At 61.9% G+C, this 22,499-nt stretch carries 21 protein-coding genes; 8 read left to right on the top strand and 13 right to left on the bottom strand.

Going from position 1 to position 22,499, the window contains the following annotated elements:
• Positions 1 to 159 precede the first annotated feature (159 nt).
• Positions 160 to 651, bottom strand: coding sequence for a YqaA family protein (locus tag U0004_RS03625; protein WP_034778395.1), 492 nt, complete (start codon positions 649 to 651; stop codon positions 160 to 162).
• A 201-nt stretch (positions 652 to 852) separates the two neighbouring features.
• On the opposite strand from U0004_RS03625, the gene ilvA reads away from it, so the two are divergent.
• From ilvA to rapZ, 5 genes are all read left to right on the top strand, one after another.
• Positions 853 to 2,388, top strand: coding sequence for a threonine ammonia-lyase, biosynthetic (gene ilvA, locus U0004_RS03620; protein ID WP_034753344.1), 1,536 nt, complete (start codon positions 853 to 855; stop codon positions 2,386 to 2,388).
• A 221-nt stretch (positions 2,389 to 2,609) separates the two neighbouring features.
• Complete coding sequence (gene queF, locus U0004_RS03615; RefSeq protein WP_070259595.1) at positions 2,610 to 3,452, top strand: NADPH-dependent 7-cyano-7-deazaguanine reductase QueF; 843 nt, start codon at positions 2,610 to 2,612, stop codon at positions 3,450 to 3,452.
• Between the two features lie 343 nt (positions 3,453 to 3,795).
• Positions 3,796 to 4,278 carry a PTS sugar transporter subunit IIA gene (locus tag U0004_RS03610; protein ID WP_034753339.1) on the top strand — a complete coding sequence of 161 codons (483 nt, stop codon included), beginning with the start codon at positions 3,796 to 3,798 and terminating at the stop codon, positions 4,276 to 4,278.
• Positions 4,279 to 4,317: 39 nt separating this feature from the next.
• Entirely contained in the window at positions 4,318 to 5,253 is a 936-nt protein-coding gene (gene hprK, locus U0004_RS03605) for an HPr(Ser) kinase/phosphatase (RefSeq protein ID WP_034753337.1), read from the top strand.
• 321 nt (positions 5,254 to 5,574) lie between these two features.
• On the top strand, positions 5,575 to 6,438 hold the full coding sequence (rapZ, locus tag U0004_RS03600; protein ID WP_035824128.1) for an RNase adapter RapZ: 864 nt from the start codon (positions 5,575 to 5,577) through the stop codon (positions 6,436 to 6,438).
• Here rapZ and U0004_RS03595 read toward each other — a convergent pair whose 3' ends face one another.
• The 8 genes from U0004_RS03595 to U0004_RS03560 form a co-directional block, all read right to left on the bottom strand.
• Positions 6,439 to 7,524, bottom strand: a complete 1,086-nt coding sequence (locus U0004_RS03595; RefSeq protein WP_070259594.1) for an enoyl-CoA hydratase/isomerase family protein — start codon at positions 7,522 to 7,524, stop codon at positions 6,439 to 6,441. It lies immediately after the preceding gene.
• A 135-nt stretch (positions 7,525 to 7,659) separates the two neighbouring features.
• Entirely contained in the window at positions 7,660 to 8,022 is a 363-nt protein-coding gene (gene hpf / locus U0004_RS03590) for a ribosome hibernation-promoting factor, HPF/YfiA family (RefSeq protein ID WP_034778388.1), read from the bottom strand.
• A 69-nt stretch (positions 8,023 to 8,091) separates the two neighbouring features.
• Complete coding sequence (locus tag U0004_RS03585; RefSeq protein ID WP_070259592.1) at positions 8,092 to 9,570, bottom strand: RNA polymerase factor sigma-54; 1,479 nt, start codon at positions 9,568 to 9,570, stop codon at positions 8,092 to 8,094.
• Between the two features lie 4 nt (positions 9,571 to 9,574).
• Complete coding sequence (lptB, locus tag U0004_RS03580; RefSeq protein WP_034778383.1) at positions 9,575 to 10,330, bottom strand: LPS export ABC transporter ATP-binding protein; 756 nt, start codon at positions 10,328 to 10,330, stop codon at positions 9,575 to 9,577.
• A complete protein-coding gene (lptA, locus tag U0004_RS03575) occupies positions 10,330 to 10,911 on the bottom strand; it encodes a lipopolysaccharide transport periplasmic protein LptA (RefSeq protein WP_034778381.1) in 582 nt (193 codons plus the stop codon). Before lptA ends, lptB begins: the two co-directional genes overlap by 1 nt.
• Positions 10,912 to 10,936: 25 nt before the next feature.
• The gene (gene lptC, locus U0004_RS03570; protein ID WP_070259590.1) at positions 10,937 to 11,548 is read right to left on the bottom strand and encodes an LPS export ABC transporter periplasmic protein LptC; all 612 of its coding nucleotides are present in this window, start codon (positions 11,546 to 11,548) and stop codon (positions 10,937 to 10,939) included.
• Positions 11,549 to 11,590: 42 nt separating this feature from the next.
• Positions 11,591 to 12,124 carry a KdsC family phosphatase gene (locus tag U0004_RS03565; RefSeq protein ID WP_070259588.1) on the bottom strand — a complete coding sequence of 178 codons (534 nt, stop codon included), beginning with the start codon at positions 12,122 to 12,124 and terminating at the stop codon, positions 11,591 to 11,593.
• Complete coding sequence (locus tag U0004_RS03560) at positions 12,124 to 13,158, bottom strand: KpsF/GutQ family sugar-phosphate isomerase (protein ID WP_070259613.1); 1,035 nt, start codon at positions 13,156 to 13,158, stop codon at positions 12,124 to 12,126. The genes U0004_RS03565 and U0004_RS03560 overlap by 1 nt, the downstream gene beginning before the upstream one ends.
• An 84-nt stretch (positions 13,159 to 13,242) precedes the next feature.
• On the opposite strand from U0004_RS03560, the gene U0004_RS03555 reads away from it, so the two are divergent.
• A complete protein-coding gene (locus tag U0004_RS03555) occupies positions 13,243 to 15,222 on the top strand; it encodes a monovalent cation:proton antiporter family protein (protein WP_034778378.1) in 1,980 nt (659 codons plus the stop codon).
• Here U0004_RS03555 and U0004_RS03550 read toward each other — a convergent pair whose 3' ends face one another.
• The 3 genes from U0004_RS03550 to U0004_RS03540 form a co-directional block, all read right to left on the bottom strand.
• Complete coding sequence (locus tag U0004_RS03550) at positions 15,223 to 16,380, bottom strand: GGDEF domain-containing protein (protein ID WP_070259586.1); 1,158 nt, start codon at positions 16,378 to 16,380, stop codon at positions 15,223 to 15,225.
• Positions 16,381 to 16,414: 34 nt separating this feature from the next.
• Positions 16,415 to 17,266: an MOSC domain-containing protein gene (locus tag U0004_RS03545; RefSeq protein ID WP_070259584.1), complete on the bottom strand. Its 852-nt coding sequence runs from the start codon at positions 17,264 to 17,266 to the stop codon at positions 16,415 to 16,417.
• Between the two features lie 128 nt (positions 17,267 to 17,394).
• Positions 17,395 to 18,489 (bottom strand): type II asparaginase, encoded by a 1,095-nt coding sequence (locus U0004_RS03540; protein ID WP_070259582.1) that lies wholly within the window; start codon positions 18,487 to 18,489, stop codon positions 17,395 to 17,397.
• A gap of 133 nt (positions 18,490 to 18,622) precedes the next feature.
• On the opposite strand from U0004_RS03540, the gene U0004_RS03535 reads away from it, so the two are divergent.
• Together U0004_RS03535 and U0004_RS03530 are read left to right on the top strand one after the other, a co-directional pair.
• Positions 18,623 to 19,117: a tetratricopeptide repeat protein gene (locus tag U0004_RS03535; RefSeq protein WP_139144268.1), complete on the top strand. Its 495-nt coding sequence runs from the start codon at positions 18,623 to 18,625 to the stop codon at positions 19,115 to 19,117.
• A gap of 23 nt (positions 19,118 to 19,140) precedes the next feature.
• The gene (locus U0004_RS03530) at positions 19,141 to 19,977 is read left to right on the top strand and encodes a MipA/OmpV family protein (RefSeq protein ID WP_070259579.1); all 837 of its coding nucleotides are present in this window, start codon (positions 19,141 to 19,143) and stop codon (positions 19,975 to 19,977) included.
• 2 nt (positions 19,978 to 19,979) lie between these two features.
• On the opposite strand, the gene U0004_RS03525 is transcribed toward U0004_RS03530, so the two are convergent.
• Positions 19,980 to 22,433 (bottom strand): TonB-dependent receptor, encoded by a 2,454-nt coding sequence (locus tag U0004_RS03525; protein ID WP_070259577.1) that lies wholly within the window; start codon positions 22,431 to 22,433, stop codon positions 19,980 to 19,982.
• Between the last annotated feature and the right edge of the window lie 66 nt (positions 22,434 to 22,499).

Genomic DNA, 22,499 nt, shown 5'->3' with positions numbered 1-22,499 from the left:
ACCATAGCAAATACGGAAAAGCCTTCTTTTGCATGAATAAAAAATCAGTCTTGGTGATTTTTTGACGCAAAAATGCCAAGAATCGGACTCTGCTGCAAACTATCGAACTGCCCAAAAATGGGGCAAACTGGCGTTGCATTACGCCCGTTTGCCTGCCGTTTACGCCAGCATTTGTCCAATCCTGTGCCATACGCCATCGGGCACGTACAGCAGCAAGCCCGTCATGGTCAGGTAGCGCGCGCACTTGCCGACGGCCATGTAGGCCACGCTGGGCCAGAACGGCAGCTTGAGCCAGCCGGCCAGCGTGCACAGGGGGTCGCCCACGAGCGGCAGCCAGGCCAGCAGCATGGTCTTGGCCCCATAGCGGGCCAGCCAGCGGAACCAGCGCGTGTCGCGCTCCTTGGCAAACGCCTGCTTGGCCCGGTAGCCCATCCAGTAGTCGACGATACCGCCCAGGGTATTACCCAGGGTGGCGACGCCGATGGCGGCCCAGAACAGCGCGGGATTGGCCTTGATGACGGCAAAGACGGCCGGTTCCGAGCCGAGCGGCAACAAGGTGGCGGAAATAAAGCTGATCAGAAAGACCGATGTCAGCCCGACTTCCGGCGCTGCGATCAGTTGCAGCAGCCAGGCGATTGCGGATTCGATCATGGAACACTTCGCGATGCAGTAAGGCTCTCCATTATAATGAAGAGCAGCTTGCGCGCCGCACAATCCGCGCCGGCCGGCAAAGGCCTACCCGCCCGCAGTTCCATAGAGCATTATTGTCGCCAGGCTATCCGCCGCCGCGCCGCCGCTATCGCCCGACACGTTCCAGACCCTTTCTGGCCCAGAATCACTTGCTTGCAGACTATGAACATCGACTACCTCAAGAAAATCCTGACCGCCCGCGTCTATGACGTCGCTACCGAAACGCCACTGGAACTGGCCCCTGCCCTGTCGCAGCGCCTGAACAACCAGATTTACTTCAAGCGCGAAGACATGCAAAGCGTGTTCAGCTTCAAGATTCGTGGCGCCTACAACAAGATGTCCAAGCTGAGCGAAGCGGAACGCAAGCGCGGCGTGATTTGCGCCTCGGCCGGCAACCATGCCCAGGGCGTGGCCCTGTCGGCCGCCCGCATGGGTTGCCGCGCCGTCATCGTCATGCCGACCACCACGCCGCTGGTCAAGGTCGAGGCGGTCAAGGGCCGCGGCGGCGTGAACGTGGAAGTGGTGCTGCACGGCGAGTCGTACACGGATGCCTACAACCACGCGCTGACCCTGGAAAAGGAACAGAAGCTGACCTTCGTGCACCCGTTCGACGATCCGGACGTGATCGCCGGCCAGGGCACGATCGGCATGGAAATCCTGCGCCAGCACGCCGGCCCCATCCACGCCATCTTCGCACCCATCGGCGGCGGCGGCTTGATCGCCGGCATTGCCGCCTACGTGAAACAGATCCGTCCCGATATCAAGATCATCGGCGTGCAAAGCGTCGATTCGAACGCCATGGCCCGCTCGCTGAAAGCGGGCGAGCGCGTGACCCTGAACGACGTGGGCCTGTTTGCCGACGGCACGGCCGTGCGCCTGGCCGGCGAGGAAACTTTCCGCCTGGTGCAGGCGTATGTCGATGAAATCATCACCGTCGACACGGACGCCATCTGCGCCGCCATCAAGGATGTGTTTACGGATACGCGCAGCATTCTGGAACCGTCCGGCGCGCTGGCCATCGCCGGTGCCAAGGCCTATGTGGAACGGGCCAGCCTGACCAAGCATCCCGTCAACAATGAAACGCTGGTCACCATCGCCAGCGGCGCGAACATGAATTTCGACCGTTTGCGCTTCGTCGCGGAACGGGCCGAACTGGGCGAATTCCGCGAAGCCGTGTTTGCCGTCACCATGCGCGAACAGCGGGGCAGTTTTAAACGTTTCTGCTCGCTCATCGGCGCGCGCAACGTGACGGAATTTAATTACCGCATCAGCGATGAAAAAGCCGCGCACGTGTTCGTCGGCATCCAGATTGCTGACCGGCATGAATCGAGCGTGCTGGCCAAGACCTTCGAGGAACACGAATTCAAGACGCTGGACCTGACCCACGACGAGCTGGCCAAGTCGCACATCCGCCACCTGGTGGGCGGCAAGAGCCGGCTGGCGCAAGACGAGCTGCTGTACCGCTTCGAGTTCCCCGAGCGCCCGGGCGCGCTGATGCGCTTCCTCGACAGCATGGCGCCGAACTGGAATATTTCACTTTGCCATTACCGCAGCCAGGGCGGCGACGTGGGCCGCATCCTGATCGGCTTGCAAGTGCCGCCCGATGAAATGGGAGAGTTCGCCCGCTTCCTCGATACCTTGGGGTACCGTTACTGGGATGAGAGCAGCAATCCTGTGTATAAGCTGTTCCTGGGTTAAATGGAGTACACCTAACCAAACCTACTGCGCGTCGGTATAGGTGGCTTGCGATGCTCACCGTACTAAAGTACGGTTGCGCTTCTCGGCCACCTCTCCCTTCCGCTCGCTACGGTTTTGTTAGGTGTTGAAATTGCTCGAACCAGACTGATTCCTTTGCGCCAGTGCTTACCGTCCTAGTAAATAGGCTACCATGCGTGCTTGACTGAATTCACGCCATCACCATGACCACCACCAACGACCTCGCCGAACTGTCCCCGCTGGGCAAAAGCTCCGCCTACCGCACCGATTACGCGCCGGAATTGCTGTTTCCCATTCCGCGCCAGGGCAAGCGCGACGAGCTGGAATTGCACGGCACCTTGCCGTTTTTCGGCCTCGATATCTGGAATGCGTATGAACTGTCGTGGCTGAACCAGCGTGGCAAGCCGCAGGTGGCCATCGCCAAGGTCAGCGCGCCGGCCGATTCGCCGAACATCATCGAGTCGAAATCGTTCAAGCTGTACCTGAACTCCTTCAACCAGACCAAGCTGGACAGCCCGGATGCGCTGGTGGCATTGCTCAAGCAGGATTTATCGAACGGCTTCGGCGCGCCCGTGCAAGTGGAACTGACTTTGCAGGAAGATTTCGGCAAGCTGAAAATGGGCGAGTTCGATGGCGTGCTGCTGGACCGCCTGGACCTGGAAATCACGCAATACACGCCCTCGCCGCTGCTGCTGAAGGCAGCGCTGGACGAAGCGCCCGTGGAAGAAAAACTCGTCTCGCACTTGCTCAAATCGAATTGCCTGGTGACGGGCCAGCCCGACTGGGGCAGCGTGCAGATCGAGTATGCAGGACCGCAGATCGACCAGGAAAGCCTGTTGCGTTACCTGATCGGTTTCCGCGAGCACAATGAATTCCACGAACAATGCGTGGAACGCATCTTTGTCGATATCTTGCGTCAGTGCAAGCCGCAAAAACTGTCCGTGTATGCGCGCTATACGCGCCGCGGCGGCCTCGATATCAATCCTTGGCGCAGCAACTTCAGCACGGGAGCGATGCCGGGCAATCTGCGCAACGCCCGTCAGTAACATTAGGCAACACCGCGCAGCACCATGAAACCATGCCAACAGGAATGTTGGCTGTGTTTTAAAACAACGTTGCAGTAGTGCCGCAGAGCATGTCAAAGACGCTGAAAAATCGGAAAATCGGCATTCGGCGGCGGAAAAACCGGCGCGCCGCGTGTTTTTAATCAAGAAATAGCCGATACACACCGATGTTATTTTTTTGCTAAAATGATGGTGACATGGGCTGTAGCGCCCACTGCGCCCGCAGCGGGCGTATACTGTTGAGAATTGGCGTTACAGGCCGCCGAAACAGGCCTATAATTCGGCTCGCAAGCCCTCTGCGCATTGCACCATTTCATTGAGTGTCATGACTAATCTTAGCAAAATACTATCCCTCGAAAACGTCCTGCTGGACCTGGAAGTCTCCAGTAAAAAACGTGCCTTCGAGCAAGCCGGCCTGATCTTCGAAAACAATTACGGCATCGCCCGCTCTACCGTCTCGGACAATCTGTTTGCCCGCGAACGCCTGGGCTCGACTGGTCTGGGCCATGGCGTGGCCGTGCCGCATGGCAGGGTCAAGGGCAGCAAAACCTTGAAATCGCCGCTGGGCGCCTTCGTCCGCCTGGCCGAGCCGATTCCGTTCGAGTCGCCCGATGGCAAGCCTGTCAATCTGCTGTTTTTCCTGCTGATTCCCGATCATGTCACCCAGCAACATCTGGAAATCCTGTCGGAAATCGCTGAAATGTTTTCCGATGACGCCTTCCGCACGGCACTGGCCACGGATCCGGAACCGAAATCCGTACATTCGCGCATCGTCAATTGGCAACCTAGTCTGCAAGCGGCGGGTTAAACTTCAGGTATTCCTCCACTCCTGAAGAAGAAGACTGCCATGTTGCAAACGCCACTGACGATACAACGCCTGTACGACGACAATCGTGAAAGTCTGCAACTGGGCTGGTTCGCCGGCTTCCCCGGCGGCGAGCGCCTGATCTCGGGCGATGTCTCGTCGGCCGCCGACCAGGTAGGCCACTTGAACCTGATCCATCCGGGCCGCATCCAGGTCTTCGGCCACCAGGAAATCAATTACTACCAGCGCCTGAAGGTTAACACGCGCACCCACGTGATTGGCGAGCTGATCGCCGGCGGTCCGCCCGCGCTGATCATCGCGCAAGGGCTGGAAACGCCGCCCGACATCCTCGCCATCTGCGACGAGCAAAACATTCCCCTGTTCTCCACCCCGCTGCCGGCCGCGCAAGTGATCGACTTCCTGCGCGTCTACCTGTCTAAAAAGCTGGCGCAACGCATCATCATGCATGGCGTGTTCATGGACGTGCTGGGCGTGGGCGTGCTGATCACGGGCGATTCGGGCCTGGGCAAGAGCGAACTGGGGCTGGAACTGATTTCACGCAGCCACGGCCTGGTGGCCGACGACGCCGTCGAATTCTCGCGCATCGCACCCAACATGATCGAAGGCCGCTGCCCGCCTTTGCTGCAAAACCTGCTGGAAGTGCGGGGCCTGGGCTTGCTCGATATCAAAGCCATCTTTGGCGAAACGGCCGTGCGCCGCAAGATGCGCCTGAAACTGATCGTGCATCTGGTGCGCCGCAACGCGCTGGAAGAGGAAGTCGAGCGCCTGCCGTTCCTGTTCCCCACGGAAGACGTGCTGGGTTTGCCCGTGCGCAAGGTCGTCATCCCCGTCGCCGCCGGCCGCAACATCGCCGTACTGCTGGAAGCGGCCGTGCGCAACACGATTTTGCAACTGCGCGGCATCGATACCTTGCAGGAGTTCATGGAGCGGCAACGACTCGCCATGAGTGGCGATTAATATTGCCAAGGAGTTCGCCCTTGCAAGGGCGAACCGTTACGCAGGCACGCAGCTGTGCTGCGTGAATTCCCTGCTGCACCAACGACTCGCCATGAGTGGCGATTAGCAAGTAGGTCGGATTAGCGCGGCAACGCCGTGCGTAATCCGACGACATTGTTGGCCCATGCCGCGGTGTCGGCTTACGCGCGACGCGCTAAGCCGACCTACGGTCGTGACGAGAGCGCCCTGCCAATCCCGGCAATATCACATTCCAAATTGCAATAATTTGTAAAGATAATTGCCTTGGAAGCAGAGCGCCGATCTTTATTGTATGATCGGCGTATGCATATCGTCCTTATCACCGGAATATCCGGCTCCGGTAAATCCGTCGCGCTCAATGTGCTGGAAGATACCGGCTACTATTGTGTCGACAACCTGCCGCCGGCCTTGCTGCCCAGCCTGGTGCAGACCCTGCTCGACGAAGGTACACCGCAACTGGCCGTCGCCGTCGATGCGCGCAGCGCCGAGTCGCTGACCAGCCTGCCGCACAATGTGGCCCTGCTGCGCGACCAGGGGCATGACGTCAAGGTCATGTTCTTGACGGCCACCACGCATTCGCTGGTGGCGCGCTTCTCGGAAACGCGGCGCAGCCATCCGCTGTCGCACGAATTGCGTCCGAACCAGAATCCGGCCAGCCGCCGCACGCTGATCGAGTGCATCTCGGAAGAACGCGAACGCCTGTCAGCCATCGAACAGCTGGGCCATGTGATCGACACGTCGGAACTGAGCGCCAACAAGCTGCGCGCCTGGATCAAGGATATCGTCGCCTCCGAACGCGCACCGCTGACCCTGTTCTTCGAATCGTTCGCCTTCAAGCTGGGCGTGCCGCTGGACGCCGATTTCGTCTTCGACGTGCGGGCCTTGCCGAATCCCTATTACGACCTGGCGCTGCGCCCGCTCGACGGCCGCGATGCGCCCGTGATCGCCTTCCTCGACGCGCAGCCGAGCGCGCTGGAACTGCTGGCCGACATCCGCGCCTTCATCGAGAAATGGTTGCCGTCATTCAAGTCCGACAACCGCAGCTACCTGACGGTGGCCCTGGGCTGCACGGGCGGCCAGCACCGCTCCGTGTACATGGCGGAGCGGCTGGCGCAGTATTTCGGCCCGAATGAACGCGTCGTCCTGCGCCACCGCGAACGCAGCTAATTAGTCGAGGTGGCGCAGCGGATGCGCCGCGGCTGGCCAGACGGTGGCAAAGAAGCGCGCCACCATGGCCGCATCGACGTCGTCCAGGCTGGCAGGGTTCCAGCGCGGTGCATTGTCCTTGTCGACCACCAGCGCGCGCACGCCCTCAAGCACTTCGCCATGTTCGAAATTGTGGCGCACCACCGTGCGCTCCAGGCGCAGGCAATCGGCCACGCCCAGGTGGGCGCCCCGCTGCAGCAATTCCAGGGTCACCGACATCATCAAGGGCGAACGCAGGCGCATGGCCGCCAGCGCCTTGGCCGCGAACGCGCTGTCATCCTGCGCCAGCGAGGCCATGATGGCGGCCACGGAAGGGGCGCCGAAATGGCGGTCCAGCGCCGCGCGCGCCGTGGCCAGGGGAGACACCCCCGCCTCGGCCTGGAAAGGCGCCGCCAGCGCCTTGATAGCCACCGGCAAGGCATCTCCCCGCGTCGATTCGAACAGGTCCAGCAGCGCCCCCATCTGCGCCTCAGGCACGTAGACATCGGCCAGCCCCGTGTACAGGGCATCGGCCGCGTTGATCGTCAAGCCCGTCAAGCCCAGGTACAGGCCCAGCTGGCCGGCCAGGCGGGATAGAAAATAACTGCCGCCCACGTCGGGAAACAAGCCGATATTGACTTCCGGCATGGCCATGCGCGTGCGGCCCGTCACGATGCGCAGGCGGTTGCCGGGCCCGGCTTGCGCCACGCCCATGCCGCCGCCCATCACCACGCCATCCATCACGGCAATATACGGTTTCGGATAGAAATGAATAACATGGTTTAAAGCGTATTCTTCCGTAAAGAAATCCTCCAGCAAGGCGCTGCCGCCTTGCGGCGTGGCCAGGCCCGCATCGTAAAAGAAACGGATGTCGCCGCCGGCGCACAGGGCTTTTTCACTGCTGGAGCGGATCACCACGGCGTCCACCTGCGGATCGTCGCGCCAGGCCAGCAGGGCCGCGCTCAGGGCGCGCACCATCTCCAGCGACAGGGAATTCAAGGCTTTCGGACGGTCGAGCACGATATGGCCCGTGCGGTTGCGGATGGAAGTCTGGACGAAGTCGCTCATGGCAGGCAGGAAAGAAGTGAAAGTGCAAACATTTTAGCCCCTGCGCGGCGAACATTGCGCTCAAAAGGTCCAGGCGCAAAAAAGGGCGCAAGATGTGCGCCCTTAGTTGATCACAACTGCTGGAAGCGGGTGGCCTTAGACGGCGACGACGGCTTCTTCCTCGGAGTTGTCTGGCAGATGCTTGATCGCCTCTTTACCGTGCCCTTGCACTTTGGTTTTGTATTTCATCACTTGCCTATCGAGCTTGTCGATCAGGGTATCGATCGCGGCGTACAGGTCGTGCGCCAAGCTTTCCACATAGACAGTCTTGCCGCTCAAACGCAGGTTGACTTCAGCCTTTTGACGTTTTTCTTTCTCTTTGAGGTTATCCACGGTCAGAATCACGGCGATATCGATGACTTGATCGAAATGACGTTTCACGCGCTCCAGCTTCGTTTGTACGTATTCACGGATGGCTGGTGTCACTTCGAGATGATGTCCGCTGATGGTGAGATTCATACACACTCCTAAAGATGATCGGGTTCGTGCGGTCCATCCTATCCGGCCCGCAGAGGAACCGAAAAAAACTTACAAACACTTACGCAGGCTCACTGGCGGAATTTTCAACGCTTCCCGGTATTTGGCAACAGTACGTCGCGCAATCACCATGCCTTGTTCCCCCAGCATGTCCGCAATCTTACTGTCGGATAAAGGATTTTTAGGGTCTTCTGCTCCTGTCAGTTGCACGATCAATGCCCGTATCGCCGTCGATGACGCTTCGCCCCCCGCTTCGGTGGCGACGTGGCTACCAAAGAAATATTTCAACTCGAACATGCCGTGCGGGGTCAGCATGTACTTTTGAGTTGTTACCCGCGAGATAGTACTCTCGTGTAAACCCAGTGTATCAGCTATTTCACGGAGCACAAGGGGACGCATGGCAACGGCCCCATGCGAGAAAAAGTTCTTTTGTCTTTCTACTATCGCCTGCGCCACGCGCAGGATCGTGTCGAAGCGCTGGCGCATATTCTTGATCAGCCACTTGGCTTCCTGCAACTGTGCGCCCATGGCGCCCTCGCCCTTGCCCTGCTTGAGCAAGTTGGCGTACATGGCATTGACGCGCAGGCGCGGCATGACATCGTTGTTCAGCGTGACTTGCCAGCCATTGCGCGCGCGCTTGACGACGACGTCGGGCACCACGTAATCGGACACGTCCGAGGCGAACACGGCGCCCGGATGCGGATTGCACTGGCGAATCACCGTCTGCGCTTCGCGCAAGTCTTCATCGTCGCAATCGAGGGCTTTTTTCAGCTTGTTGAAATCGCGCTGGGCAAACCAGGCCAGGTGCTTTTCCACGATGACGAGGGCCATGCGGCGCGTCACCATGGCGATGTGCGGCAAACGCTTGATTTGCAGCGCCAGGCATTCGGAGGCATTGCGCGCGCCCACGCCGGGCGGATCGAAACTTTGCAAGAGAGACAAGGCCGTGCGCATCTCGTCAGCGTCGATTTCCAGCTCTTCCGGCAGGCGCGCCAGGATGTCGTCGAGCGACTCTTCCAGGTAGCCATTGTCGTCGAGCGCATCGATGATCAGCTCGACCAGCGCGCGGTCGCGCAATTCGAGTACCGTCACGCGCATCTGCTCCATCAGGTGTTCGCGCAGGGTACAGTGATGGGCCTCCAGTTGCGGGCGCGAATCCTCGTCGTCGGGCGCCTTGCCGCGGCTCGCCTCGCTCCAGTCGCTGTCGCCGCCATCCGCGGCGGCAGGACCCTCGCCGGCATCGCCGTCAAAGGTTTCCGCTTCGGCCGGCGCTGTGGGCGCTTCCTGGCCTGGCGGCTGGGGCGGCGCTTCGGCCGGCGCTGCCGTGGAACTCAAGGCGCCATCGGACAGCAGGCGCAGCGAGCGGTCGAGCGGATCATCGAGGCGCTCGAGCAAGGGATTGTCCGTCAGCAATTGCTCTAGTTCCTGATGCAATTCCAGGGTAGACAATTGCAACAGGCGTATCGATTGCTGCAACTGCGGCGTCAGTGCCAGGTGCTGCGAAGTGCGCAGCTGCAATGATTGTTTCATTGGCTTACATGCGGAAGTGTTCGCCCAGATAGACCCGGCGTACCGACTCGTTCGCGATGATGTCGTCGGGGCGTCCCGACGCCAGTACCGAGCCCTGGTTGATGATGTAGGCACGATCGCAGATACCCAGCGTCTCGCGCACATTATGATCGGTGATCAGCACGCCGATATTGCGCTCCTTCAAGAAACGCACGATGCGCTGGATCTCGATCACGGCGATCGGATCGACGCCGGCAAACGGTTCGTCGAGCAGCACGAAACGGGGATCGGTGGCCAGCGCGCGGGCGATTTCCACGCGGCGGCGCTCGCCACCGGACAGGGACAGGGCCTGATTCTCGCGCAGCTTTTCAATCTGCAAGTCAGCCAGCAATTTATCCAGGCGCACCTCGATCTCGGCCTTCGTCAGCGGACGGCCTTCGACGGTCTGAATTTCCAGCACGGCGCGGATATTGTCTTCCACCGTCAGCTTGCGGAAGACGGACGCTTCCTGCGGCAGGTAGGACAGGCCCATCTGCGCGCGGCGGTGGATCGGCAGGCTGGAGATGTCCACGCCGCTGATATCGATGCTGCCGCCATCGGACGGCACCAGGCCGACGATCATGTAGAACGAGGTGGTCTTGCCGGCGCCGTTCGGGCCCAGCAAACCCACCACTTCGCCGCATTCGACTTGCAGCGAGACATCATGCACGACTTGCCGCTTACCATAGGTTTTTTGCAGCCCGCGAACGATCAGGGTGCTGCCGCAACGAGTATTGTCCATTATTTCTTTCCTGGCGCGGGCGTGGCCGGCGCTTTCTCCGCCGCCGGTGCCTTGGTTTTCGGCTGGATCACCATGCGCACGCTGCCGCCATCCGGGGTGCTGGTGCCGCTGTTGGAATTTTCCATCGCAAACACTTCCTTGCGGCTGTCATACGAGATGAAGGCGCCATTGGCCACGTCGGTCACTTTCGTGCCTTCCAGGCGCGTCAGCTTGGCCCTGGAAAACAGTTTCACCACTTCCGTCTTGTTGTCGTATTCCACGCGCTCCGCTTCGCCTTCCACCCACAGGTCGCCCGCGCCATCGCGCTTCTGGCGGAAGGTGGCGAGCTTGCCGGGATCGGCCCAGAAGGTAATGAACTGGTAGCCTTGCGGATCTTCCGTGATCACGGCGCGACCCGCCTTCATGGTCAGGGTCCCCTTGACCAGCACGACGTCGCCCGTCAGGGTGCGCACCTGCTTGATGTCATCGACGTGGCCACTGCGTGCCGTGATGACGGCTTCCTTCTCGGAATCGGCCTTCTCGGCATGCGCCACGCCCATGATGGCCAGGGAAAATACGGTCAACAGCAAGATGTTCTTCATAGTATGGTTTCCTTGTTTCATTCTGTCATTTTGCCGCCGCGGCCGGGCGCGGTTTCGGCGGGAGGACCATGCGCAGCGCATTCTGCACTTCCACCACGCCGGTGGCGTTATTGGCTTTCATGCCGATGCCATTGAGGCGCGAGGTGCCCGTCAGGATATCGACAGGCACGTCCGTTTCCATTCTTTCCTCATCCGGGAACACCGTCAGCGCTTCCGTCTTGACTGTCAGGTTTTGCGCCTTCGGACTGGCCACGCGGTCGATCACGACATTGCGGTGCAGTTGCAGCCGGGTATTGTCCTGGTCGATATGCGCCAGTTCCGCATTCATGTTCATCGGTGGCATGCCTGGCGTGAGCTTGCGCACGAAGGGCCGGTCGATATCGGACGAATCGTCGAGCGGATAATGCGTGAGCTTGGTGCCCGACACGATATAGCTGGGTTTTCCCGTCAAGTCCATGCGCACCAGGCTGAAATTGGTAATGAAATAGTCGGGCTCATCCAGATGCTTGCTGGCCGTGATGTCCTGGCTATTCTTGTTCATCACCTCGAGCAGCCAAAAGCTGCCCAGCGCGACAACAACCGCGCCCAGCACGGTAAAAATCATGCGCCAGCGATGGGCGCCTCCTGGCTTACGCATAGGGCTTCACTCTTTCAAATGTCACTGGCGAGGCGGCGCGCCTCACTCCAGGAACGGCGCCATGACGCGCGCATAATTGTCCTGGGCACGCAGCAGGAATTCGCAGATCTCGCGCACCGCGCCGCGGCCGCCGCCGGCCTGCGTCACATGGTGGGCCAGGCCCTGCACTTCCGGGCGTCCGCCCGGCACGCTGACGGCAAAGCCGACGCGTTTCAGGATGGGCGCATCGATGACGTCGTCGCCGATATAGCCGCATTGCTCTTCCGTCAAGCCCGTCAGCGTCAGCAGTTCGCGAAACGGCGTCAGCTTGTCGTGGCCGCCCTGGTGCACGTGGGTAATGCCCAGGTCTTGCGCGCGGCGCGCCGTGATGGGCGAGCGGCGCGCGCTGATGATGGCCGTCTGCACGCCCGATTCCTGCAGCAGCTTGATGCCCAGGCCATCATACACATTAAACGTTTTCATCATCTCGCCGTCCGGGCCGAAATGCAGGCTGCCGTCGGTGAGCACGCCATCGACGTCAAAGATCATCAGTTTGACCTTGGCCGCGCGGGCCAGGTTGTCCGCGACGCTATCCATCAGATCACCTTCGCTTGCGTCAGATCATGGATATGCAGCGCGCCCACCAGTTTGCCGTCGGCATCGACGACCAGCATCTGGTTGATGCGGAACTGCTCCATCACGGCCACGGCGTCCACGGCCAGGCGTTCGGGCGCGATGCTGCGCGGCTGCGCATGCATGACGTCGCGGATCGCCACTTGCGTGAAATCCTGCACGCGCTCGAACATGCGGCGCAAGTCGCCATCCGTAAACACGCCCACGGGACGGTTGTCCGCGTCGACGACGGCCGTCATGCCCATGCCTTTTTTCGTCATTTCTTCCAGCGCCTGCAGCAAGGAAGCCTGCACGGGTACTTTCGGCACGCGTTCGCCGCTGCGCATGACATCATGCACGTGCGTGAGCAGGCGACGGCCCAGGGCGCCGCCCGGGTGCGAGCGGGCGAAATCTTCTTCCTTGAAGCCGCGCAAGTCGAGCAAGGCCACGGCCAGCGCGTCGCCCAGGGCCAGAGTGACGGTGGTGCTGGCCGTCGGCGCCAGATTCAGCGGACAGGCTTCTTTCTCAACAGAAATATCCAGGTGCACGTCGGCCAATTGCGCCAGACTCGAATTCGGCTTGCCCGTCATGGAAATCAGCACGCCACCCATGCGCTTGACGACGGGCATGATGGCCATCAGTTCCGACGATTCGCCGGAGTACGATATGGCAATAAAAGCATCTTCCGAAGTGACCATGCCCAGGTCGCCATGGGCCGCTTCGGCCGGATGCACGAACAGGGCCGGCGTGCCGGTGGAAGCGAGGGTGGCGGCAATCTTGCGCGCGATATGGCCGGATTTGCCAATGCCGGAGACGACGACTCTTCCTTTGCATTGCAACAACATCGCCACGGCGCGGCCCACGCTGTCGTCCGTGGCCAGGCGCGCGTGCAGCGCAACGATGGCGTCGGACTCGATCTGCAAGGTGGTGCGGGCCAGCGCGACGGCGCGCTCGGTCGTCGCTTGCATGTCAATTCGATCAAAAGCTTTCAGCATTGTTTTTTCATGGGTTACACTCATGCCCAAAGTATAAACGAATTAGGAAAGCAAAAAACTTGCCAGTCACAACAAACAACGATTTCCATTGACCGCACCGGGCAACCCATGTTTTCCTCGCTTGAACTGACCCTGATGTTACTCGGCAGCGCCGTGCTGGGCGTGGTCGCTTTCAGAATGTTGCATTTGCCGCCCATGCTGGGCTACCTGGCCGTCGGCATCGTCATCGGCCCCCACGCGCTGGGCCTGGCGGCGGAAAACGAGGCCAGCCACACCCTGGCCGAATTCGGCGTCGTCTTCCTGATGTTTTCCATCGGGCTCGAGTTTTCCCTGCCCAAGTTCCTCGCCATGCGGCGCATCGTCTTCGGCCTTGGCATGGCGCAGGTGGTCACCACCATCATCGCCACCGTCTTCTTCGGCTGGTTCGTCGGACATTACCTGTCCGCCTACATCCACCTGAGCTGGCAAGCCGCCTTCGCCCTGGGCGGCGCGCTGGCCATGTCGTCGACGGCCATCGTCTCGAAAATGCTCACGGAACGGCTGGAACTCGAAAGCGAACACGGCCGCAAGATCATCGGTATTTTGCTGTTCCAGGACTTGGCCGTCGTGCCCCTGCTGATCCTCATTCCCGCCCTCACGCGCGATTCGGACAACCTGGCCGAAACCCTGGCCTGGGCCGGCGGCAAGGCCCTGGTGGTGCTGATCTTGCTGCTTTTCATCGGCCAGAAGCTGGTGCGCGGCTGGCTGACCATCGTCGCCAAACGCCGCTCGCAAGAGTTATTCATGCTCAACCTGCTCCTGATTACCCTGGGCGCGGCCTGGATCACGGAACGGGCAGGACTGTCGCTGGCCCTGGGAGCGTTTGTTGCTGGCATGCTCATTTCCGAGACGGAATTCAAGCACCAGGTGGAAGAGGATATCAAGCCCTTCCGCGACGTGCTGCTGGGCCTGTTCTTCATCACCGTCGGCATGCTGCTCAATATCCGTGTGGTGTTTGAGAACTGGTGGCTCGTCCTGCTGCTGCTGTGCGGCCCCGTGCTGCTCAAATTCGCCCTGATCGCGGGGCTGGCCCGGCTGTTCGGCTCCAGCAACGGCGTGGCCCTGCGCACGGGGCTGGGACTGGCGCAGGCGGGCGAGTTCGGCTTCGTGCTGCTGAACCTGGCTGGCGGCATCAAGCTGATGGACCCGTTCGTCGTGCAGGTGGTGCTGGCGTCGATGGTGCTGTCGATGCTGGTGGCGCCCTTCCTCATCGCCAAGTCCGACGCCATCGTCATGAAACTGGCGGCCAACGACTGGATGATGCAATCGTTGGCGCTGACCAAGATCGCCACGCGCACCATGGCGTCGCAGAAACACGTGCTGATCGCCGGCTTCGGGCGCAGCGGACAAAGCCTGGCCACCCTGCTAGCGGAAGAAAAGATCGAATACCACGCGCTGGACCTGGACCCGGAACGGGTGCAGGAAGCGCAGCTGGCCGGCGCCCATGTCTCGTATGGCGACGCAGGCCGGCGCGAAAGCCTGGTGGCGGCCGGCATCTACCGGGCCAGCGCCGTGGTGATCACGTATGCGAATACGCCTTCGGCACTGAAGTTATTGCATTTGCTCAACGAAATGGCGCCAACCCTACCCGTCATCGTGCGCAGCCACGACGATACCGACCTCGACCAGCTGAAGAAGGCGGGCGCGGCCGAAGTGGTGCCGGAATTGATGGAAGGCAGCCTGATGCTCGCTTCGCATGCGCTGATCATGATGGGCGTGCCCCTGCGCCGCGTCGTGCACCGGGTGCAGGCGGCGCGCGAAGAACGCTATGCGTCCTTGCGCGGCTATTTCCACGGTTCCAGCGACGCGGGCGACGATGCCGAGCTGGAACGCCTGCATACGGTCACCGTCAACGAGGGCGCGCACTGCGTGGGACTGCCCTTGAGCACGATCGACGTGGCCGGCTGCGGCGCGTTTGTGACCGCCATCCGCCGCGGCCGGGGCCGCCTTGATGTTACCCCCGAGACGCAGCTGGCCAGCGGCGACGTGGTGGTGCTGCGCGGCACGGCCGACGCCGTGGCCAAAGCAGAAACCTTGCTATTGAAATAATTAGCCGGGCTGCGCCTGCCAGCTGACGACCTTGTTGCGACCATCGGCCTTGGCCTGATACAGGGCCTGGTCAGCGTGCGCCACCAGCTGCTGCGCCACCGTTTCGATGGGGAGTAGCGCCGCGTCCGCTTCCAGGCTGGCCACGCCGATCGACACGCTGACCCACGCTTGCGCGCTGCCCGGCAAGTCAAACATGGTGCCGGCGATGCTGGCGCGAATGCGTTCGGCAACAAAGGTCGCGCTATCGAGGTCGGCGTCGATCAGCAGGACGACGAATTCCTCGCCGCCGAAACGGCCCAGCGCATCGGAGCGGCGCAATTCCGTGCGGATGCGCGTGGCCACCTCGCGCAGCACTTCATCGCCGCCCTGGTGGCCATGCGTGTCATTGACCAATTTGAAATGGTCGATGTCGATATACATGCATGAGATGCAATAATTCTGGCGCCGCGCGCGGGCGATTTCCTCCAGCAGCCGGCGGTCGATATAGCGCCGGTTGTAGACGCCCGTCAAGGAATCGGTCAAGCCGATGTATTTGAGCATTTCATTGCTGATCACGTTTTCCAGGCATATGGCGATGATGGACGCCATGTGCTTGATGAAATCCGTGCCCAGCGCGGGCGTAAAGCGCGTCACGTCGCTGCTGGCCAGGTTCAGGCTGCCAATCAGGCGCTTGTTGCGCAGCAAGGGCACCAGCGCCACGCTGCGCAGAGCGTCGATCTGCGGAAAACGCGGGCCATGCACGGCCGCGTCGAAGGCACCCAGCAGCGGCAGCGGCGGCAAGGCCGCCTCCCCCTCGGCCACGGACGCCGGCGGAGCAAAACCCAGCTCCGCCACGGCATGCACAAACAGCAACTGCGGGAAGGCGCTGAAATCGACGCCCAGCTTTTCCATCACCAGCACGATATCGTCATCCTCGTCGAGCAGGCTGAGGGTGACGCCGTCGAGGTCGGAAATCACGGGCAAGGTGCGGAAGATGGTGCCGATCAATTCGGGAAAGGTGGACGCGCTGACGATTTCCAGGTCGAACGCCTGGTGCCGGCACATGATGTCGTGGTTGCGCTCGACCTGTTCCAGCAGGAAAGCCATGCGCGCGCGCAAAGCCTGGTTTTCGGCTTCGAGGCTGGCAATGCGCGGGTCCGGCGGTATTGCTTGATTCATAGAAACCTTAAACCCTTGTGTGCGGGCGCCATGCTTAAAATGCCAGTTCGAAACCGATGTCCTGCCCCACCACGATACGCTCATCGCCGCCTTCGGTGACGATGGCGTTCATGCCGAAGCAGATGGCGCCGTCGAGCTCGGGTTTGGCGCGATAGCCATGCATGACGTCGAGCGGGTCCGGGCCGGGCACGCCCGTGGCCTGGTCCACCGACGGGATCGGGCAGCGCGAACACGGCTTGACGGGTTTCAAGGTGGTCGCGCCGAATTGCAGGAAGTCCGCGTAGTCTTCCTCGAAGGCGCCGATGTCGCCAATGACGAGGTTGGGACGGAAACGGTTCATCGGCAGCGCTTCACGGCCGGCGGCGCGCAGCTTGTCATTGACATCGGCTAGCGAGGCGGCACCGGCGATCAGCACGGGATAGCCATCGGCAAACATGGTCGAGGCAGCCACGCCATCCGTCCATTTGGTGCTGGTGGCGCGCACCACGTCCGGGTGAAAGCGCGCCAGGCGGCACGGCACGCCGATGGCCTTGGAAAACCACGTGGCCGTGACGTCGTCGCAATCGTAGGCGCGCACGGTATCGTCCCACACTTGCACGTCCAGCATCGGTGCCAGTTGCGGGTGCGGCAAGCCCAGCTCGATTTCCAGGCGCAGCATGCCCGGCGCGCGCAATTCCAGGGTCGTGGCCTTGATGGATGGCACGATCAGCGCCATGCGCGGATATTCGCGCTGGGTCAGGAAGCGGCCTTGCGCATCTACCAGCATCCATTCGCGGTCGAACACGTGCTCGCTCATCAGCCCGGAACGCGTCAGGACGGCCTCGCGCAAATGGATGCCGGCGCACGATTTGATCGGATACAGGATGATGTCGGACAGGATAGCCATGGACAGGGGAGAAGGAACAGTATTGCTGCTTCTGCCAGGAAATTATTCAGAAGCGAAGTATGGCAGCAAAGCGGGCAAGCGTAAATCTACCAGGCCCAGCCGCAGTGGCTGGGCCGGCATGACCGCGATCAATAGGTATAGAAGATACGCTGAATTTCTTGCGTGCTATTCGTTTTGGTCAGGGCCAGCATCAGCAGGATGCGGGCTTTTTGCGGGTTCAGGGTGTCGGATACGACACTGTCGAGTTCATCGTCGTTGGCTTCGCCATTGCGCGCCACGATGCCCTGGCCGACGCGGCTCGAACGCACGATCAGCACGCCCTTCTGGCGCGCTTCCACCAGGGCCGGCTTCATTTGCGCGGCCACGCTGCCATCGCCCACGCCCGCGTGGATGATGCCCTTGGCGCCAGCAGCAATGAAGGCATCGATGCCGACACGGTTCATGTTCGCGTAGCCGTAGACGATATCCACTTGTGGCAGAGCATCGAGCTTGCTGATGTCAAATTCCGATTCCAAGGTGTGCTTGCGGGTCGACTGGCGGTAAAAGAAGGCCTTGCTGCCCTGGATGTAGCCCAGCATGCCCAGTTCCGGCGACTTGAAGGTGTCGGTGGTCGAGGTGTTGGTTTTGGTCACTTCGCGCGCGGCGTTGATCTGGTCGTTCAAGGCCACCAAGACGCCCTTGCCCACGGCTTCCTTGCTGCCCGCCAGCATCACGGCGTTGTACAGATTGATGGGGCCGTCAGCCGAGATGGCCGTCGATGGACGCATGGCGCCCACGACCACCACCGGTTTGTGGCTTTTCACGGTCAGGTTCAGGAAGTACGCCGTTTCCTCGATCGTGTCCGTACCGTGCGTGACGACGACGCCATCGACATCGTTCGAGGCCAGCAGCACGTTGATGCGCTTGGCCAGGGTCAGCCAGTGGCTGTTGCCCATGCTTTCGCTGGCGATCTGGAACACTTGCTCGCCTTTCACATTCGCCACTTTCTTCAATTCCGGCACGGCCGCGATCAGGCGCTCGACGCCCACGGTGGCCGAGGTGTAGCCAACGGTGGTGGTGCTGTCGGCGCCGCTGCCGGCGATAGTGCCGCCCGTGGCCAGGATCACCACGTTCGGCAATTTGACGGCCGCCTGCTGCGCGCGCGCCGGGGAGGCGGCGATAAAGCCCATCAGCAAGGTAGCCAGCATCAGCTGTGCACAAGAATGGAATTTGCGTGAAAACATGGTGCTCCCGTGAAGTGTACTGTCAAAAATAACAAAGTCGTGTGCAAATTATATGCCATCCATGCCGGGGCAAATCCCGAATTCATGCGTATCGCACAAACGTGCGCGCCTTCCCATGCGCTACAGTGGCGCCATGTCCACACTGCTCCCCTTCCGCTCTTGCTTCGTCCTGCCGCTGATCCTGATCGCGCTGGGCGCCTGCTCCACGCAAACCGAACTGCGCACGGCCGCGCAGCAGGAGCAGTTCGCACGCGAGGCGGCCAGCCAGGGCGACTGGGCGCAAGCCATGCGCAGCTACGCGGACGCCGTCGCGAATGTCGAACTGGGCCGGGGCGACTTCGCTTGGCAGGCGCGGCTGCACCACCAGGCGGGACGCGCCGCCAGCGGGGCCTGCCGCTACGATGCGGCCGAATTTCATTTCCGCCAGGCCATCGCGCTGGCAAAGAAGAGCGAATACTCGAGCGCCCTCAGCTACAAGGCGCTGATCGACCAGTATGAACGCCAGGGCAAGGCGACGGAAGCCTTGGCCGTGCGCAATGAGCTGGGCGGGCCTCAAGCGTCGGCGCTGGGTGCCTTTGCCGACCGGGAATCGCTGCCGGTGGGCAAGCCTTGCAGCACACCACCCTAGTCACGCTGCATGGGAGCCCGTCGATGAGCATCGCCCGTACGCTGCTGACAACACCCCTGCTCCTGGCAGCAATGGCGCCCGCATGCGCCGCAGAGCCGGCATTACCCTTATGGGAAGCGGGCGTCTTCGGCGGCACGGCCGTCACGCCCGCCTATCCGGGCGCCAGCGAGCGCTCGACGCGCACGCTGGCCCTGCCCTATCTGATTTATCGCGGGAAAGTGCTGCGCGCCGACCGTTCCGGCGTGGGCGCGCGCCTGCTCAATACAGAGCGCCTCGATTTCGATATCGGTTTTGCCCTGTCGCTGCCGGCCAGATCCAGCGACGTGCCGGCCCGGCGCGGCATGTCGGACCTGGGCACCCTGGTGGAATTTGGCCCGCGCCTGAAAATCAAGCTGGCCGAGCCGACGCAACACAGCCGTCTGGGCCTGGAACTGCCCTTGCGCGCCGTCATCGAAGCGCGCGGCGGCCTGCGCCGCCAGGGCGCCACGTTCGAACCGCGCCTCGTGTACGCGCTGCAAGGCGATCAGCAGGCATGGCATGTCGATGCCAGCCTGGGCGCCGTGCTGGGCAATGCCTCCATCAACGATTACTTGTATGGCGTCAGCCCCGCGTTTGCCACCGCTCAGCGCCCGGCGTATGCGGCAAAAGGCGGGCTGATGCTCACGCGCCTGGGCCTCGGTGGTTCGTACCGGCTGCAGCGGGACTGGCGCGCCTTTGCCTTTGTACGCTACGACACTTACACAGGCGCCGCCAACCGCGCCAGCCCCCTGTTGCGCCAGAGCAGCGGCACCTCGGCCGGCATCGGCCTGATGTGGACGTGGCAACGTTCAAGCAGCCTGGCACGGGGCCCGGACGAATAGGCTTAAAACTCCGTCGTGGCAGACAGCATGACGGTGCGCGGCGCGCCCAGGCCCAGGCTGGTCCATTGCGGCAGCGCCCAGTACGCCCTGTTGCCGACGTTCGTCACGCTGGCGCGCACGGTCAGGGGCCGGCCAGCCGCCTGCGTCGCATAGCGGGCACCCACGTCAAACACGGTACGGCCCGGCACGGACATCGAATTGTCGGCATTGATGTACTGCTTCGATGCCGCCGTCGCATTTGCCGTCAGGGTCACGCCGGGGATGACGGGCGTATCCCATTCGACACCGAGCTTGGCTTGCAGCTTGGGCACGCCCGTGGCCTGTTTGCCCTGGTTGGCGCCGCCCACCGTCTTGCTCAAGACGGGATCGACATACGCCACGCCGCCCATCAGGCGCACGTCGCGCAAGGGCGAACCGAAGAAGCCCCAGTCGATGCCGCGGTTGCGTTGTTCGCCGCCAAAGGAAAAGATATTGCTGACCGGGTCGACATAGCTGCTGGGCCGCTTGATTTCATACACGCTGACCGTATGCGCGAACTCGCCCAGGTCGACCTTGAGGCCAAGCTCCGCCTGCTTCGACTTGTACGGCGCAAAGACCTCGCCCGAGTTGGCCGCCGTCAACGGCGCCGTGGCACCCTGGCTCAAGCCTTCGATGTAGTTGCCGTACAGGGAAATCGTCTTGCTGGCCTTGACCAGCAGGGCGACGGCCGGCGTGGTGGCGCCTTCGTCATAGCGCGAGGTGCGCGCGCCCGTCTTGATGTTGAAGTTATCGCTGAGCACTTCCTGGCGGCGCAAGCCCACCGTCAGCTGCACGGTGTCTTGCGCAAAAGAAAGCGTATCGACCAGCCCGACACTGGCCAGGCGCAGTTCTGCCTTGGAAATTTGCGGCGCCTCGAAGCGCGTCGCCGGCCCCCAGACGGGGTTGTAGATATTCGTGATCCAGTCTTTCGCCAGGGTATTCCTGCGGCCGTACTGCTTGTCCGTATGGTGATAATAGGTGGCGTTGACGGCCCATTGATGGCCGATATCGCCCGTGCGCAGCTTGCCCCGCAAGCCCGCTTCCGCCGATTGCTTTTCCACGTCGAAACCCAGGTCGGCAAGATTGGTGCGGTAGTCGCCAGCCGTGTTGAACACCTGGATCAGGTACGCTCCCGTCGACTGGTAGTCGGCCCGGCTGGCGCCCACGGCGGCATACGCCATCACTTGCGCATTCAAGTCCAGCTCGCCGCGCAGCATGGCGCCCTTGTCCCTGGTATCGTAGAACGCCCAGCTGGGATTTAATAAGGTTTCCGCTTTCGGCGGACGCGGCACGGGCAAGCCGGCGGCCAGATTGACGCCCCGGTTCAAGCCATCGGCGCGGTCCTCGCTGTGATACAGGTCGGCGGACAGGCGCGCACCGTTGCCACGCCAGTCCAGGCCCACGGAGACGAGCTCGGTCTTCTTTTTCTGATGGTCGATGGCGCCGTCGCCATCGCGGTAGACGCCGTTGACGCGGATGCCGAACTGTTGATGCTCGCCGAACCGCTGGCCCAGGTCCACATGGCCGCCCCATTGCGCGTCCGACATATACGACGCCGTCACCCGCGCCAGCGGCGCATCGCCCGCGCGCTTGGGCACGAGGTTGATGCTGCCGCCCACCGAGCCGCCCGGCGGCATGCCATTAAGCAAGGCTGACGGTCCCTTCAGCACCTCGATGCGCTCGAACATTTCAGGCGACGTGCGGTAGTAGGGCGAGATGCCGTACAGGCCGCCAAACGCGACGTCGCCGATATTCGAGCTGAAGCCCCGTATCGAATAATTCTCGCCAATGATGCCCGTCATGCCGCTGCTGAAGACGGTAGGGTCGGTGGCGGAAATCACATCGGTGATGTCGCGCGCCTGCCGGTCTTCGATGAATTTATCCGTATAGCTGATGGTGTTGAACGGGGTTTCCATGAAGTCCTTGTCTCCCAGGAATCCCACGCGGCCGCCGGACGCCACTTGGCCGCCTGCGTAGGCATCCGTCACCGCATTGCCCTTGCCCCATACCGTCACGGCAGGCATGGTGGCGGCAGCCTCGGCGGCGGCGCTATGCGCCGCTTCGCGGCGCACCGTGTAGCTGCCATTACCCTCGCGCACGGCTTGCAAGCCGTGGCCGCGCAGCAACTCGTAAAAGCCTTCAGGCACGCTGTAGCTGCCGGACAGGCCGGCGCTGCTCTTGCCTTGCAGCAGGCTAGCCTCGACCGTCAATTCAACGCCCGCCTCGGCGGCAAAGGTATTGAGGGCCAGGCCCAGTGTACCGGCCGGCACGCTGAACGCTTGCCGGGCCTGGCCCGCCCCCGCTTGCGCGTAGGCTGACGGGGCCGCCACGCCCAGCACCCCTGCGGTCAAGCCCGTGATAAGCGCCAGTTGCACGGCGGTGGCGATGCGGCTCAGGTTCAAGGCGGGAAGGTGGCGCGTTGCCATGCGTTGGGTCATACAGTAAATCCTTTCAGATGGGATGATTGCTTGCTCTCACCCTATCTCCCGAACGAAAAGGCAAAA

This window comes from Janthinobacterium lividum (assembly GCF_034424625.1).
GTDB lineage: Bacteria > Pseudomonadota > Gammaproteobacteria > Burkholderiales > Burkholderiaceae_D > Janthinobacterium > Janthinobacterium lividum.
The sequence above is the reverse complement of the archived record's forward strand: the minus strand, read 5'-3'. Positions and strand labels throughout refer to the sequence as shown.